Below are 16,833 nucleotides of genomic sequence, written 5' to 3' on the forward strand. Positions count from 1 at the left end.
TTAATGAAAACTTTTATACCCTATAAAATAATATTTTATATTTTTTTTGTAATAACAATGATAAATTTTACATATGCAGCAGAATATACTATCAAAAATTTAACACATGTTTCCGGTTCTTCTACCATTCCTTTAATGGGGTATGGTTTAATGGTAGGTTTACCTAATAGTGGAGATCGTATTCCGCATTCTTCATTTACATTACAAACAATGTTAAATCTTTTTAAAAACATGGGATTGAATATTAAACATAAACGTAATATTCAAACTAAAAATGTTGCTGCTGTAATAGTAACTGCTGAATTGCCAGAATTTAATTATATAGGTCAAAAAATTCCAATCTATGTTTCTTCGATTGGAAACGCTCAAAATTTACAAAATGGCACATTGTTGATGACACCTTTAAAAGATGTTAATGGAATTCGATACGGGACCGCTCAAGGACATGCTTCAATAATTCATAATTTAGACAATGAAATTAATGATTTAGATCATCACAAAATAAAAAATAATGTAAAAATATTAAATGGAGCTATAATAGAAAAAACATATAAATATACTCTTAATAATTCTGGACTATTACAATTGAGACTTAATTCAAAAAATTTTAATGTAGCTCAAAAAATTAGTGATTGTATTAATAAAAATTATCCAAATGCGGCATATCCTTTAAATTCTAAAATTATATGTATAAAAGTTCCCAAACAAAAAAAAGAACAAATACATATAATGAATAATATTTTACATTTTAAAATTAATATTCATTTAGAAAAAAAAAATATTATCTTTTTAAAACCTAAAAAAAATGAAATTACTTTAAAACATGAAATTTATTTAAATACTGCAAAAATTATTAAAAAACATATATTTTTAAATATTCATAACATTCGTAAAACATCATCAACTACTTCAAAAACTTCTAAACATTTTGCTAAAAAAATATTTAAAAAAACTCGTTTAACGAATATCATACATGCATTAAAATTTTTAAATTTACCAATTTCACATATTTTTTCTATTTTAAAATCTTTAAAAAACAAAAACTTAATTAAAGCTCAAATTAAAATAATATAACATGACTACATTTAAATATTTACAAATTAATAACAAAAAAAAAATATTCAAAAAAAATTTTTTAATACAAAAAAATAAGATTTCTGTTGCTAATTTAAAAAAAATAGCTTCGCAAATACAAACAATTTTTGTAAAAATTATGTTACAAAGTATTAATAATTCTAATAAAAATTTAAATCCTCAAATTAACCCAGATAATTATAATTTATTTTATACAGATATGTGTATTAATTGTCTTTCTAAACAATTAAGCCAAAAAGATCTCGGATTTTTAAAAATTATTCAACAACAAATTATAGATTCAAATAATTATTTAAAAAACTCTTAAAATATTCACAAATATAAATAAATTTTTTTATTTTTTTTATAAAAAACAAAATAAAAAAAATTATTTTATATTTTTAAAAAATAATATTAAAATACTCATGAAAAAAAATTATGTATTCAGTATTCAAAAAGATTTTATTTTTCAAAGAATTGATAATTTTTTATTTAATAAATTTAAAACATTACCAAAAAGTTTAATTTATAAAAATTTACGAATTGGAAAAATATTAATTAATAAAAAAAAAAAAAAACCATCTTATAAATTACAAAAAAATGATATAATTTATTTATTTAATATAAAAATTGAACCTATTAAAATAAAAAAAATATCGTGTAATTTCAAAATAAAACAAAAAATATTAAAAAATATTTTATATGAAGATCAACATTTAATAATATTAAATAAACCATACGGATTTTCTGTACATGGAGGTAGTGGTATTCAATCAGGAATTATAGAAATTTTTAGGACAATTCGTACCGATATTAAATTTTTAGAATTAATACATCGTTTAGATAAAGATACTTCAGGAATTTTATTATTAGCTAAGAAAAGATCAACTTTAAAAAATTTACATCAACAATTAAGAGAAAAAAAAATAAAAAAATATTATATATCTGTATTGCATGGTATGTTAAAAAAACAAAAAATTATTATAGATTTACCTATTTTAAAAACATATAGAAAAAAAAAATTTAATATAGTAACAATACATAAAAATGGAAAACCATCTAAAACTATTTTTTTAATAAAAAAAATTTTTTCTAATTGTACATTGGTAATCATTAAACCAATAACTGGGCGAACACATCAAATTCGTATTCATGCAGCACAAAGTGGTCATCCTGTATTATATGATCCAAAATATGGAAATTCTATTTTAGATTCAAAAATTAAGTTTTATAAAAAAAAAAGATTACTTTTACATGCATATAAAATAACTTTTTTACATCCTGAAACTAATAAAAATATATGTATTTATGCACCTTTAGATAAAATTTTTAAAAAAAATTTAAGTTTTTTTTCTAAAAAATAAAATTTTTAATAAATTTTAAAATAAGTCATTCTAACATTAAAATATCCGGAAATCCTAATGGCTGTTCAAAAAAGTAAACCTAGTCGTTCCAAAAGAAACATGAGAAGAATGCATGATGTTATCAAACAACATACATTTTCAATTGATAAAATTTCAGGAGAAACTCATATCCGTCATCATATGACATTAAAAGGATATTATAAAGGAAAAAAAATTTTTTAATCAAAAATATTATTCTAAAATTATATTTTTTATAATACAGTATTTAGAAATTTAAATACTGTATTCAAAAACATTTTTTTACACATATATTTTTCAAAAAATAAATAATAAAGCAAATTATGAAAAAAATTTCAATATTATTTCCTGGTCAAAATTTACAAAATTTACAAAAAAATTTATATTTAAATATAAAAAGAAATATTTTTAATAAAACATTAGAAGAAGCATCTCAATTTTTAAATTATAATTTATTAAAAAATTTAAAATATAATTTACCCTTGAAAACAAAATATTTACCTTATGTAATAATTAGTATTTCTGTAGCTTTATATCGAGAATGGACAAAAAATATATCTTTTATTCCTCATATTATGGCGGGGCATAGTTTAGGGCATTATTCTGCGTTAATATGTAGTAATATTCTTAGTTTTAAAAATGCCTTAATAATATTAAAAAAAAGAAATCAAATTATTAAAAATAGTTTAAAAAATATATCTACATTAATGTATATTATTATTGGTGAAAAATTATCTGTTATTAAAAAAATTTGCCAAAAGGTTTCACAAGATTATCAAAAAGTTTCGATTGCTTGCATAAATTCAAAAACTCAAATTGTTATTTCTGGTCAAAAAATAGCAGTTTTAAAAGTAATAAAATTTTTTAAAAAAAAAAATAAAATATATGTTATTCCGCTACCAATTTTTTTGTGTTTACATTGTTCGCTTTTAAAAAAAGATTCTAAAAAATTTTTCACATTTTTAAAACATTTTTTTTTCCAAACATCTAAAATAAATGTTTTATGCTCTACTAAAACAAAAATTTTAACGTCTTCAAAAGAAATAAAAAAAAGTTTATATCAACAACTTTATAAACCAGTCTTATGGAAAAATACTCTTAAATTTATAAAAAAAAAAAATATTAATATTTTTATAGAAATGGGTTTTGGAAATACTTTAACAAAAATAAACTTTTATAATAAAATTCAACATACATATTCTACTGACCCCTTAAAAAATTTTTTTAAAACAATGAAAATAATAAAAAATATAAAATGAAAAAAAAATATGATAAAATAGCTTTAATTACTGGTGCTAATCGTGGAATTGGAAAATCTATTTTAAAAAAAATTATTAAAAAAAATATTTACGTTATTGGAACTTCTAAAACTTTATTAGGAGTAAAAAAAATTAAAAAATTAGTTAATAAAAGTGGAACAGGAATTTTAATAAATTTTTTAAATATTCAAAATACCAAAAAAAAATTATATGAAATTATAAAAAAATTTAATACAATAGATATTTTAATACATAATTCTGGTGTTATACAAGATAATTTATTAATTAATATGTCTGAAAAAAATTGGAACGACGTTATTTTAATTAATTTAAATTCTTGTTTTTATTTAACAAAATTTTTAATTCCGAATATGATAAAAAAAAAATGGGGTCGAATTATTTTTATTAGTTCTGTAAACGCATATCAAGGAAATATAGGACAAACAAATTATTCTGCTTCAAAAGCTGGTATGATTGGTTTTATGAAGTCTTTAGCTTTAGAAGTAGCAAGATTTGGAATTACTGCAAATTCTATTGCCCCTGGATATATAAAAACAAATATGACAAAAAAAATTTTAAAAAATATAAAAAATAATATTAATCAAATTCCTATAAAAAATTTTGGCACTGTTAAAGATATTTCAAATATGGTATTATTTTTAATATCTAAAAAAAGTACTTATATTACAGGACAAACTATACATATTAATGGTGGAATGTTAATGTTATAAATAAAAAATCTTTATAAAAACATTTTTTTTTAATTATTTCCATCTTAAAAAATTAAAGGATTATAAATGAATAATATTCAAAATTGTGTAAAAAAAATTATTTCAAAACAATTTAATTATCCTATTGAAAAAATTAAAAATAATTATATTATTTCTGAAAAATTTAAAGCAGATTCTTTAGATATGATTGAATTAATTATGTTAATAGAAGAAAAATTTAAAATAGAATTAAATGAAACTAATTTTAATACATTAAAAACTGTACAAAATATTATTGATCATATTGTAAAAAATGTAAAAAAATAATTATTCTATAAAATTATAAAACATACAATAAAATTTTTTTAAAAATATTATTAATTTTTTATATAATATTTATATTTAAAAAATTATATTTTTCAAAAAATTAACTTAATTTTAATCTTTAAGATCAAATTTTATGAAACCAGGAAAATTTATTGTAGTAGAAGGTATAGAAGGTTCGGGAAAAACAAGTTCATGTTTATACATAAAAAAAATTTTATATCAATTTGGAATTAAAAAAATTATTTCTATACGTGAGCCAGGAAGTACCTTTTTATCTGAAAAAATACGTCAATTTATTAAATTTAATACTTCGAAAGAACCATTAAATTATAAAACTATGGTACTTTTATTATATGCATCACGTTTTCATTTAACTGAAAAAATTATTTATCCTGCTTTAAAAAAAGGAATTTGGGTATTAAGTGATCGATATGAAATGTCTACATATGCATATCAAGGTTATAATTCTCAAAAAAAACATAATTTTATTAAAAATATAAGTTTTTTACTTTTAAAAAATTTTAAACCAGATTTGATATTATATTTAGACGTTACAATAAAAAACAGCTTAAAAAGAATTTTAAAAAGAGGAAAATTAGATAATATCGAAAAAAAAAATCTATCTTTTTTTGAAAAAATTAGAAAGGAATATTTAAAACAATGTAAAAAAGAAAAAAATGTTATTCATATCAATGCAAATTTACCGCAAAAAATAGTATATAAAAATTTACAAAATTCTCTTTTCACATGGTTACAAAAAATAAAATGAACTTTTCTATTTCGTGGTTATCTCAATATTATACAAAAATTATTACGTTATACAAAAAAAAAAAATTACATCCAATTATTTTATTACAATCAACTTATGATATAGGAATTCAAAAATTAGTTTATGAAATTAGTACTTTTTTTTTATGTTTAAAAAAAAAAAAAATGTATTATTGTAACAAATGCACTTCTTGTTATTTAATGAAATTAAAAATACATCCAGATTTTTATGATATTAAAGACAAAAATAAAAAAAAAATTGGAATTGATTTAATACGAAATGTAATTTTGAAAATTTATACTACAGCTCAACAAGGAAACAAAAAAATATTATGGTTTTCAAATATTTTAAATTTAACACATGAGGCATCAAATACATTATTAAAAACTTGTGAAGAACCTCCAAAAAACACTTTTTTTTTTCTTTATACTAATAATTCTCAACATATGATATCTACTTTAAGAAGTCGAGCAATTTTTTATAATTTATCCGTTCCTACGGAAAAAGAAGGAATTTTATGGTTAAAAAAAAAAAACATTAAAAAAAAAATTTCTTTAAATTTAATTCAGACTTCTTTAAGATTATATAATTATTCACCTTTTTCTGCTAATTTTTTTTTAAACAACGTATTATTTTCTCAACGCATTAAAATTATAAATATTTTTAAAAATTATTATATCAATAGAAAATATTTAATTTTAATTAATGCTTTTAAATATATTAATAATCCAGATTTAATATTTTGGATTTGTTTTTTAATTTTAGATGCTATCAAACTTTTAAGTAAAAAAAAAATTAATATTCAAAATTTAGACCAAATATCTTTTTTAAAAAAATTTTCAAAAGAATATTCATATCAAATTTTGAATAAAATGTTATTTTCTTGGTTAAAATGTAATTTTTGTTTATGTAATATTTTAGGTATTGATAAAGAAATCTTAATTATCGAACAAGTTTTATATACTACAATATTACTAAAAAAAAATTTAGAAAATTAAAATCATTATAAGGAAAAAAAAAATGTTTTTAATTGATTCTCATTGTCATTTAAATTTATTAAATTTTAAAAAAAAAACATTAGATAATATTTTATCTGAAGCGTATGAAAAAAATATTAAAATAATTTTAACTATATCTATTTCTATAAATAATTTTAAAAATTTGTTATTATCTATACAAAAAAAAAATATTTTTTTTTCTTGCGGATTGCATCCTTTATGCGAACATAAAAAAAAAGATATTTATTTAATTCAAGAATTTTCTAAAATGAAAAAAGTTATCGCTATTGGAGAAACTGGATTAGATTTTTTAAAAAATTCTATAAATAAAATTAAACAAGAAAAGTTATTTATACAACATATACAAATTGCAAAGAAAATTAAAAAACCTATAATAGTTCATAGTCGATTATCAAAAATACAAACTCTTCGTATTTTAAAATCAGAAAATGCATATTTATGTTCTGGAATTTTACATTCTTTCACTGAAGATTTAGATATGGTAAAAAAATTATTAGATTTAAATTTTTATATTTCTTTTTCTGGAATTATTACTTTTAAAAATGCTAATAATTTACGAAAAATTTTACATTTTATTCCATTAAATAGATTATTAATAGAAACAGATTCACCTTATTTAACTCCTGTCCCTTATCGTGGACAAGAAAATCAACCAAAATTTTTATATGAAATTGCTCAATATATAGCAAAATTATTAAAAAAAGATTTTTTTGAATTTATTACTATTCTTCAAAAAAATTTTTTTACTCTATTTAATCTGTCTTCTTTTAAATATTTAAAATAAATGATAAAATATAATAAAAATTTTTTATTATTATTTTTTTCAAGACAAAAAATTTTTTTTATAAAAAAATATTTTTTAATTTTAACGATCTAAATTTATGAATGTAGAAATGATATTTTCTCAAATTATATCAAAAAAAAAAAATCTTATTTATCAAGATAAAAAAGTAACAGCATTTTATGATAAATATCCAAAAGCACCAATACATATTTTAATTATTCCTAACATATTAATCCCGACAGCAAACGATGTTACTAAAGAAAATAAATTTTTTTTTATGCATATGTTTTATGCTGCAACTAAAATTGCAAAAAAAATTGGAATTCATAAAACAGGATACCGATTAATTTTAAATTGTAATAAACATGCTGGACAAGAAATAAAATATATTCATTTACATCTTCTTGGAGGAAAATTTTTAGGACCTCTTTTATCAAAATAATAAGAAAGATAATATTTTTAAAATCTATTCAAAAAAATTTTGATAGATCATGTAAAATTTTTTAAAAAAATGTAAAAATATTTTTTGAACATGATCTATCAATTTTTTTATGATTATTAATAATAAGTACCTTTGTTTAAAAAAAAATTAAAACTTTAAATCTCCAACAGAACGAGGAAATGGTATTACATCACGGATATTGTTTAACCCTGTAATATATAATATTAATCTTTCGAAACCTAAACCAAAACCAGCATGTGGGATAGTTCCGTATTTTCTTAAATCTTGATACCAATGATAATCTTTTTGTGTTTCTTTAAAAATTTTCATACGATTTTCTAAAATAGAAAAACGATCTTCACGTTCTGATCCTCCTATAATTTCTCCAACAAGAGGAAATAAAATATCAAATGCAGAAACCGTTATTTCGTCGGAATTTAGTTTCATATAAAAAGGTTTAATATTTTTTGGATAATTATAAATAACAACTGGTGCTTTAAAATACTCTTCAACTAAATATTTTTCTTGTATAGTATTAAAATCTATTCCCCAAAAAATTTTTTCTGAAAATAAATGAGAATTTTTTAATAAAATATCTAATGCTTCTTTATATTCAATGTGAAAAAAATTAATATTTAAAATTTTTTTTAAACGAATAAAAATATTATTATCAATATATTTTTTCAAAAAAGACAAATCCAAAGAATTTTTTTCTAAAACTTTTTGAATAACATGTTTTAATAAAATTTCTGAAAAATTAGAAATTTTTTTTACAGTTGTGAAAGCTTTTTCCATTTCTAACATCCAAAATTCTGCTAGATGTTTTTTTGTATTAGAATTTTCAGCTCTAAAAACTGGTCCAAAAGAATATACTTTTGACAATGAACATGCATAAGCTTCTAATGTTAACTGACCTGAAACAGTTAAAAAAGCTGACCGATTAAAAAATTTTTTTTTAAAATTTTTTATTTTTTTATTTAATTCATAATTTGAAGTATCTAACATTGAAATTTTAAACATATCTCCCCCGCCTTCAGTATTAATACTAGTAATAATCGGAGTCGCTACCCATAAATATTGTTTAGATTGAAAAAATTTATGTAATGTATAAAAAACAGTGTTTCGAATACGAGAAATTACGCCAATGATGTTAGTTCTTGGCCTCAAATGACAAAAATTACGTAAATGCTCTAAAGTATGTCTTTTAGCAGACATAGGATAACTTTTAGGGGAAGAAACAGTACCTATTACTTGAATTAAATGAGCTTTTAATTCATAAATATTTTTTTTATGTAAAGAATGAATTAATTTACCTACAATTTTTACGGAACATCCAATAGTTAATTTTAAAATTTCTGTAACATAATTAGATAATGTATTTTTAGCAATAACCTGTAATGTAGTAACAATGGATCCATCATATATATCTAAAAAAGAAATTCCGGATTTAGAATCACGGCGATTACGTACCCAACCATTTATTAAAATTACTGTATTAATGTTTTTTTTTTTCAAAAAAATATCCGAAAGAAGAGTTACTTTCATTATTATTTAATTTTCCTAATTTTTAAAAACATATGAATATTTTTTATAAAAAAAATAAAATTTGTTTTTTTTATATAAAAAATATATATTTTTTAATAAAAATATTTAATATTATATTAAAAAGTTTTGTATATTAAAATATATAAAATATTTTTTTATATTATATATGGATAATTAAAAAAACTAAAATATTTCTTTATGTTTAAAAAATATTTTATTCAATACTAATAAAATTTATTAATTTTTATTATATAATTATGTATTTAAAATAATAAAATTTTATATATCTAATATATATTTTAAAAAATTAATAAAAAAAATATTGTTTCAAAATTTTATAGGATTTCTAAAATGTTATTAAGTATTAAAAATGGTACCTTACAATTTAATAAAATTGAAATTTTTAAAAAAATTAATTTTGTTATGCAAAAAAAAGAAAAAATTTGTTTGTTAGGAGATAATGGTTCTGGAAAATCAACATTGTTAAAAATTATTAAAAAAAAAATTTCTTTAAATTCTGGTTCTTTTCTATTAAAAAAGAACATAAAAATTTCTTATTTAACACAAACACTCCCTGAAAGAACAAATGAAACAGTATATGAATTTATCTGTAAAGGTATAGGAAAAAAACATGTTCTTTTATTAAAATATGATGATTTTTTAAAAAAAAAAAAATCAGAAAATATATTATATCAAGAAAATGATAACCTATTATGGCAAAAACATTCAGAAATTAATAAATTAATTAAAATTTTAAAATTAAAAAAATATGCTACATTAAATTCATTATCAGGGGGGTGGTTAAGAAAAGTGAATTTAGCTCGAACGCTAATTAACACAGCTGATTTACTATTATTAGATGAACCGACTAATCATTTAGATGTTTTTAGTATTGAATGGTTAGAAAAATATTTACTCAATTTTCATGGTGCTATTTTATTTACTTCACATGACCGAAACTTTATAGATAATATTACTACTAAAATATTTTTTTTAGAAAATAAAGAACTAACAATATGGAAGATAAAAAATTTTGATGATTTTTTAAAAAAAAAAAAAAATAAAAATGAAATTGAAAATAAAAAATTAATAAAATTTGAAAAAAAATTTAAAATAGAAGAAATATGGTCTAAAAAAGGTATTAAAGCTCGTCGTACCCGTAATGAAGGACGTCTAAAAAAATTTAAAAAATTGAAAATTCAAAATAATATTTCAGAAAATAATCTTGAACCATTACCTTTATTAATAAATTCACTAAAAAAAACTAATAAAATAATTTTTGATATACAAAATATTTCTTTTAAAAGAAATGAAAAATACTTAATAAAAAATTTTTCAGAAAAAGTTATATATGGAGAAAAAATTGCTTTGATTGGACCAAATGGATGTGGAAAAAGTAGCTTATTAAAAATATTATTGAAAAAAATATCTATTAAAAATGGAATTATTAAGAAAGGACAAAACATAAAAATATCTTATTTAGACCAAGAAAGAAAAAAAATCAAAAAAAATAATACTATTTTAGAAAATATTTCTATAAATCAAGAAAATTTCGTTTTAAAAAATAGAACATATAATATTTTTGGATTATTAAAAAAATTTAATTTTTCTGTAGAAAAAATTTATTCTTCAGTTAATATTTTATCAGGAGGAGAAATTAATCGATTATTATTATTAAAATTATTTTTAAAACCAAGTCATGTTTTAATTTTAGATGAACCAACTAATGATTTAGATATTACTACTTTATTATTTTTAGAAAAAATTTTAAAAAATTATCCAGGAACTATTTTTTTAGTTAGTCATGATCGTTTTTTTCTACAAAATATTGCAAAAAAATTTTGGTATTTTACTGATAATGGAGAAATTATTAAAGATGTACAATATAAAACGATTAAAAAAAAACTTGAAAAAAAAATAAAAAAAAAAAAATATAAAAAAAAAATAATATTATCAAAATTCACATACGATTTAAAAAAAGAATTAGAAATTCTACCTCAAAAATTAGAAATATTAGAAAAAGAAGTTCAAAAAATTGAAAAAAAAGTTTACACAAAAAAATTTTATAAACAAAATAAAAAAGAAATACAACAAATATTATCAATATTATCTATAAAAAAAAAAAAAATACAAAAAAAATTTTTAAGATGGGAATTTTTAGAAATGTTAAAAAATCAAAAATAATATATAAAAAATATTAGAATTTTCTTCTATATAACTATTAAAATGTAATTCATAAATTAACAAAATGTTTTTTTAAAAATTTGACATTTTTTTGAACAAAAAGACTGAAATATAGAAGAACAGACATTACATTGAATAAATAATAAATGACAAAAATTGTTTTTACAATTAATATATTTATTATTTGTAAAATTATTACAATTTTTACATTTTGAAAATATATCTTGTGTAATTCGTTCTTCTAATCTAGAATCAAATACAAATAATCGACCTAAAAAATAAATAGGCAATTTTTTTTTTTTAGATTCATGAATATACCCTAAAATTCCACCTTTAATTTGAAAAACATTTTTAAAACCTAAAAAAAGTAAAAAAGAAGAAGTTTTTTCACAACGTATCCCTCCAGTACAATATAAAACTATATTTTTATTTCTAAATTTCTCTAAAAATTTAGGTAAGTTTTTTAATTGTTTTCGAAAAGTATTAGCAGAACATATGATAGAATTTTTAAAATGACCAATTTGATATTCATAATCATTTCTCATATCAACAAAAACATAATTTTTATTATGTATATATTTGTTTACTGTTCTGGCATTGATATGTTTTCCTACTTTTTTAGGATTAAAGAAAAAATTTTTTATTTGACTAGAAACAATTTGAGGACGTATTTTTATTATTAATTTCCAAAATGCCATTTTTTGATTATGTATTTCTTTTTGAATTTTTAAATTTTTTAAATCAATATGTAAATTCTGAACACAATATACAATTTTATTAATAAAATTTTCTGGGACACTAATTTGAGCATTTATTCCTTCATACGAAATATAAATTCGACCTAAAACATTATTTTGTTCAAAAATAATTTTTATTTTATTTAAAATTTTTTGTGGATTAACAATAAAAAAATATTTATAAAAAGATAAAACAAATCGTTTTGTTGTATCTATTAATATTTTTTTTTTTAAAATTTTATTTGAAACAAATTTTTTTAATAATTTCATATATTATCAGAATCTCCATAATTCTTTAATAATTTTCTAAAAATATAATATTTTTTATTTTTTTTTAAAAAAATATTTAATTATTTTTTTTGAATATATAATTTATTTTTAATTTGTGTATACTGTTGTAATAATTTTTTTTTTTCTGAAATAATATGTTTTGGAGCATATAATAAAAATTGAGTATTACATAATTGTAATTTTAATTTTTTAATTTTTTTTTTTATTTCAATAATTTGCATATCTATTTTAAAAGATTGATATTTTAAATAGTTTTTTAATGACAATACAACATACACTTCAATTTGATCAATAACAAAAAATAAAAAATTTTTTAAAACTTTTATTTTTTTCAAAAAAATTATTTTTTTTAGATGTGCAATATTTTTTAAAAAAACATAATTTTCATTTATAAAAATTTTTTTATCTAAAGAAAAATTTTTTATATAAATAGTAAAAAGATAATTATATGTATAATGATATTTTACACGAATTTTACGTAGTTCTGATATAATTTTATGAAACCATTCAATAAATTCAAAAGATTTTTGATATAAAATAACACAATTTATCTTTTTAAAATGTACAATTTTTTTTTTTTTAGAAAAATTTTTTAAAAAATTATACATGTCATTCCAAATATATTGTGTAATAAAAGGAATAATTGGATTTAACAAAATTAATATAAATTTTAATAATTTTATAGAATTATTTAAAAAATAATATTTTTGAATAGAATAATTTAAAGAAAAAAAATATTTTAAATTCTCAATATATTTATCACAAAATTGATACCAAACAAAATCATATAATAAATTAATTAACAAATCAAAACGAAATTGTTTAAAATTTTCATGATATTTTTTAATTAAATTTGTTAATTTAAAAAATATCCATTTATCTAAAATTGAAAAAATATATTTTTTTTTCAAAATTTTCATATATTTTTTATCAATTTGTAATTTAATAAAACGACTTACATTCCATAGTTTATTACAAAAATGTTTGTATCCTTTTAAACGATTCATATCCCAATGAATATATCTACTAGTTGAAGATAAAGATAAAAATGTTAATCTTAATGCATCAATTCCATATGCTTCAATACCAAAAGGAAATTTTTGAATAGTCTTTTTCGCAATATCTTGTACCATCTTTGTTTTCAAAAGATTCTGTGTTCGTTTTTTAATTAATTTTTGTAAACTAATGCCATATATCATATCTAAAGGATCTAAAATGTTTCCTTTTGATTTAGACATTTTTTTTCCTAATTCATCACAAATTAATCCAGTAATATATACTGTTTTAAATGGAACGCATGAATTATTAGAAATAGGATCTTTTATCAAATATCCTGTCATCATGATCATACGCGCAATCCAAAAAAAAATAATATCAAAACCACTAATTAATACATTAGTAGGATGAAAATATTTAAATTTCTTTGTAATTTTCGGCCATCCTAATCCTGCAAATGTCCATAAACTAGAAGAAAACCATGTATCTAATACATTAGGATCTTGAAATAAATAAAAATTTTTTTTAAAACCATATTTTTTTCGAATTTTTTCTTCGTCAGAATCTACATAAATATTATTAAATTTATCATACCATACCGGAATACGATGACCCCACCACAATTGTCGTGAAATACACCAATCTTCAATATTTACCATCCAAGACAAAAATAAATTTTTGTATTGTGATGGAACAAAAACAATTTTTTTTTTTTTAACCATATTAATAGCAATTTTTGATAATTTTTTTGTACGCAAAAACCATTGATTCGTTAATTTAGGTTCTAATAAAATTCCACTACGATCTCCATATGGGACAAAATTTTTATTTTTTTCAATTTTACTTAAAAAATATTTTTTCTTTAACATATCAACTAATAATTTTCTAACTATAAAACGATCTTTTTCTTGAAATAAACGTGGAATTTTTGAACTAAAAAAAGATGATAATTTACCTTTATAATTAAAAATTTCTAATTTTTTTAAAATTTTTCCTGTTTCTGAAAAAATATTAATTACATATAATTTATGTCTTTTAGAAATTTCATAATCATTAAAGTCATGTGCTGGGGTAACTTTTAAACATCCAGTACCTAATTTTAAATTCACTGATATATCACTAATAATTGGAATAATTCTATTTATAATAGGTACGCACACAAATTTTCCAATATATTTTTGATATCGAATATCATCGGGATGAACTGCTAAAGCAGTATCTCCTAATAATGTCTCAGGACGAGTAGTTGCAATTTCTAAATATTTTTTTTCTTTTTTCTCATTAGTTTCTAAAGAATCTACTAAAAAATATTTAATATACCACATAATACTATCGGATTCTTTATGTTCAACTTCTAAATCAGAAACTACAGTTTTTAATTGAGGATCCCAATATACCATTTTTTTTTTTTGATAAATTAATTTATCTAAATACATTTTTTTAAAAACTATATTTACTGCATGAGAAAATTTTTTATCTAAAGTAAATCGAACATCTGTCCAATCAGCTGAAATACCTAATTTTTTAATTTGATTTAAAATATTGCGTTCTGTTTTTTCTTTCCAAATCCAAATTTTATTTATAAATTCTTCTTTAGTATAATCTAATTTATTTTTTCCTTCTTTATCTAATAATTTTTTTTCTACCATTATTTGCGTTGCAATACCGGCATGATCAGTTCCAATCTGTAATAAAGTATTATAATTTAATAAATCATGATATCTTATTAAAGTATCCATAATAATTTGTTGAAATGCATGTCCCATATGCAATGTACCTGTTACATTTGGAGGAGGCATCATAATACAATATTGTTTAGATGTTTCAGTAATAGATTGCAAAATATTACGATCTTTCTGATTAAATTTTTTTTGAAAAAATGATTCTACTAAAAGTGAATTATAAATTTTATCCATATCAACCTTTTTTAAATTAAATATTAATAAAAATTTTAAAAATACAAATAACATAAACATATAATTTTTTTTACATTAAATTTTTATATATAAAAATTTTAATAAAAAATTAAATTATTGTATAAATATGTTATATTTTAATTATTTTTCTCTTAAAAATTATATTTTTTTAAAATATATCATATCAAATGGATATAAAAAATGAAAACATTATATAATAAAAGTTTTTTAAAATTTTCAGATTTTACCTCTCAAGAAATTTTATATTTGTTAAATTTTTCTAAAATTTTAAAGAAAAAAAAACAAAAAAACAAAGAAATAAAATATTTAAAAAATAAAAAAATTATTTTAATTTTTGAGCAAACATCAACACGTACACGATGTGCGTTTGAAATAGCAGCATATGAACAAGGTGCTTATACAACTATATTAAATCCTTCAGATACTCATATTAAACATAAAGAATCTATTGAAGATTCTATAAAAATTTTTAACTTATTGTATGATGGTATTCAATATCGAGGTAATTCTCATAACACAATCAAATTATTTAAAAAATATGCAAAAATACCTGTTTGGAATGGTTTAACACAAAAATTTCATCCTACACAAGTATTAGCAGATATATTCACTATGAAAGAAATATATCCAAATTTATCTTTTTTTGAAATAAAATGCGCTTATATTGGAGATGCTCAAAACAATATTTCTAATACTTTATTAGAAGCAGCAAAAATTCTAAAATTTCAATTAACCATTATTGCACCAAAAAAATATTGGCCTAAAAAAGAATTTTTAGAAAAATATATTTATAATACAACTTCAAAAATAAATAATATTCAATATACAGAAAACATTTCTATAGGAACTAAAAAAATACATTTTATTTATACAGATGTTTGGGTTTCTATGACCGAAAATGAAAATTGTTGGACTAAAAAAATTAAAGATCTATTACCCTATCAAGTTAACGAAAATTTAATTTATCATACAAAAAATCCTAATATTAAAATCTTACATTGCTTACCAGCATTACATAACCAAGATTCAATTTTAGGAAAAAAATTACATACTTTATACAATTTAAAAAATGGTTTAGAAATTACACATTCTATTTTTAAATCAAAATATAACATCAGTTTTCAACAAGCAAACAATAAATTACATACCATTAAAGCTCTTCTAATTTCTAACTTATGTATTTTTGATTCTTTTAAAAAAATATTTAAATAACAAAAAATATATTAAAAAATATAAAAAAATAAGTGTATAATATTTTAAACATAGATACAATATTTTTATTTTTAAAAAATTTTAAACATTATAAATTTTTTTTAGTGTTTTAAATATTATATTTTGAAAATTTTATTTTAAATAAAAAATATTTGAGATTTTATT

At 18.7% G+C, this 16,833-nt stretch carries 16 protein-coding genes; 13 read left to right on the forward strand and 3 right to left on the reverse strand.

What is annotated here, in order from left to right; translation table 11 throughout:
• Positions 1-3 precede the first annotated feature (3 nt).
• The 11 genes from BTSPAZIEG_RS01160 to BTSPAZIEG_RS01210 all read left to right on the forward strand — a co-directional run bounded on the left by BTSPAZIEG_RS01160 (position 4) and on the right by BTSPAZIEG_RS01210 (position 7,766).
• Entirely contained in the window at positions 4-1,074 is a 1,071-nt protein-coding gene (locus tag BTSPAZIEG_RS01160) for a flagellar basal body P-ring protein FlgI (RefSeq protein WP_075472647.1), read from the forward strand.
• Between the two features lies 1 nt (position 1,075).
• On the forward strand, positions 1,076-1,402 hold the full coding sequence (locus BTSPAZIEG_RS01165) for a hypothetical protein (protein WP_075472649.1): 327 nt from the start codon (positions 1,076-1,078) through the stop codon (positions 1,400-1,402).
• Positions 1,403-1,499: 97 nt separating this feature from the next.
• On the forward strand, positions 1,500-2,438 hold the full coding sequence (locus BTSPAZIEG_RS01170; RefSeq protein WP_075472652.1) for an RluA family pseudouridine synthase: 939 nt from the start codon (positions 1,500-1,502) through the stop codon (positions 2,436-2,438).
• A gap of 57 nt (positions 2,439-2,495) precedes the next feature.
• Positions 2,496-2,660, forward strand: a complete 165-nt coding sequence (gene rpmF, locus BTSPAZIEG_RS01175) for a 50S ribosomal protein L32 (RefSeq protein ID WP_075472654.1) — start codon at positions 2,496-2,498, stop codon at positions 2,658-2,660.
• 119 nt (positions 2,661-2,779) lie between these two features.
• On the forward strand, positions 2,780-3,715 hold the full coding sequence (locus tag BTSPAZIEG_RS01180; protein WP_075472656.1) for an acyltransferase domain-containing protein: 936 nt from the start codon (positions 2,780-2,782) through the stop codon (positions 3,713-3,715).
• Complete coding sequence (locus BTSPAZIEG_RS01185) at positions 3,712-4,446, forward strand: SDR family NAD(P)-dependent oxidoreductase (RefSeq protein WP_075472658.1); 735 nt, start codon at positions 3,712-3,714, stop codon at positions 4,444-4,446. The genes BTSPAZIEG_RS01180 and BTSPAZIEG_RS01185 overlap by 4 nt, the downstream gene beginning before the upstream one ends.
• A 66-nt stretch (positions 4,447-4,512) precedes the next feature.
• Positions 4,513-4,752 carry an acyl carrier protein gene (locus tag BTSPAZIEG_RS01190; protein WP_075472660.1) on the forward strand — a complete coding sequence of 80 codons (240 nt, stop codon included), beginning with the start codon at positions 4,513-4,515 and terminating at the stop codon, positions 4,750-4,752.
• Positions 4,753-4,885: 133 nt separating this feature from the next.
• Positions 4,886-5,521, forward strand: a complete 636-nt coding sequence (gene tmk / locus BTSPAZIEG_RS01195; RefSeq protein WP_075472662.1) for a dTMP kinase — start codon at positions 4,886-4,888, stop codon at positions 5,519-5,521.
• Complete coding sequence (locus tag BTSPAZIEG_RS01200; protein WP_172793699.1) at positions 5,518-6,519, forward strand: DNA polymerase III subunit delta' C-terminal domain-containing protein; 1,002 nt, start codon at positions 5,518-5,520, stop codon at positions 6,517-6,519. Before tmk ends, BTSPAZIEG_RS01200 begins: the two co-directional genes overlap by 4 nt.
• 22 nt (positions 6,520-6,541) lie before the next feature.
• A complete protein-coding gene (locus BTSPAZIEG_RS01205; protein ID WP_075472666.1) occupies positions 6,542-7,324 on the forward strand; it encodes a TatD family hydrolase in 783 nt (260 codons plus the stop codon).
• 97 nt (positions 7,325-7,421) lie between these two features.
• Positions 7,422-7,766: an HIT domain-containing protein gene (locus tag BTSPAZIEG_RS01210; protein ID WP_075472668.1), complete on the forward strand. Its 345-nt coding sequence runs from the start codon at positions 7,422-7,424 to the stop codon at positions 7,764-7,766.
• Between the two features lie 147 nt (positions 7,767-7,913).
• Here the strand turns inward: BTSPAZIEG_RS01210 and asnS are convergent, their stop codons facing one another.
• Positions 7,914-9,311 (reverse strand): asparagine--tRNA ligase, encoded by a 1,398-nt coding sequence (gene asnS, locus BTSPAZIEG_RS01215; RefSeq protein WP_082252443.1) that lies wholly within the window; start codon positions 9,309-9,311, stop codon positions 7,914-7,916.
• A gap of 351 nt (positions 9,312-9,662) precedes the next feature.
• Here asnS and BTSPAZIEG_RS01220 point away from each other — a divergent pair, with 351 nt between their 5' ends.
• Positions 9,663-11,495 carry an ATP-binding cassette domain-containing protein gene (locus tag BTSPAZIEG_RS01220; protein WP_075472673.1) on the forward strand — a complete coding sequence of 611 codons (1,833 nt, stop codon included), beginning with the start codon at positions 9,663-9,665 and terminating at the stop codon, positions 11,493-11,495.
• Between the two features lie 56 nt (positions 11,496-11,551).
• On the opposite strand, the gene BTSPAZIEG_RS01225 is transcribed toward BTSPAZIEG_RS01220, so the two are convergent.
• Both BTSPAZIEG_RS01225 and BTSPAZIEG_RS01230 read right to left on the reverse strand, forming a co-directional pair.
• Positions 11,552-12,502 carry a rhodanese-related sulfurtransferase gene (locus tag BTSPAZIEG_RS01225; protein ID WP_075472675.1) on the reverse strand — a complete coding sequence of 317 codons (951 nt, stop codon included), beginning with the start codon at positions 12,500-12,502 and terminating at the stop codon, positions 11,552-11,554.
• 80 nt (positions 12,503-12,582) lie between these two features.
• Complete coding sequence (locus BTSPAZIEG_RS01230) at positions 12,583-15,435, reverse strand: valine--tRNA ligase (RefSeq protein ID WP_075472984.1); 2,853 nt, start codon at positions 15,433-15,435, stop codon at positions 12,583-12,585.
• 201 nt (positions 15,436-15,636) lie between these two features.
• Between BTSPAZIEG_RS01230 and argF the strand changes: the two genes are divergently transcribed.
• Positions 15,637-16,668 carry an ornithine carbamoyltransferase gene (gene argF, locus BTSPAZIEG_RS01235; protein ID WP_075472677.1) on the forward strand — a complete coding sequence of 344 codons (1,032 nt, stop codon included), beginning with the start codon at positions 15,637-15,639 and terminating at the stop codon, positions 16,666-16,668.
• Positions 16,669-16,833: the final 165 nt, after the last annotated feature.

Origin of the sequence: Buchnera aphidicola (Tuberolachnus salignus) (assembly GCF_900016785.1) — a bacterium.
In the GTDB taxonomy this organism is placed as follows: Bacteria; Pseudomonadota; Gammaproteobacteria; order Enterobacterales; family Enterobacteriaceae; genus Buchnera_F; species Buchnera_F aphidicola_M.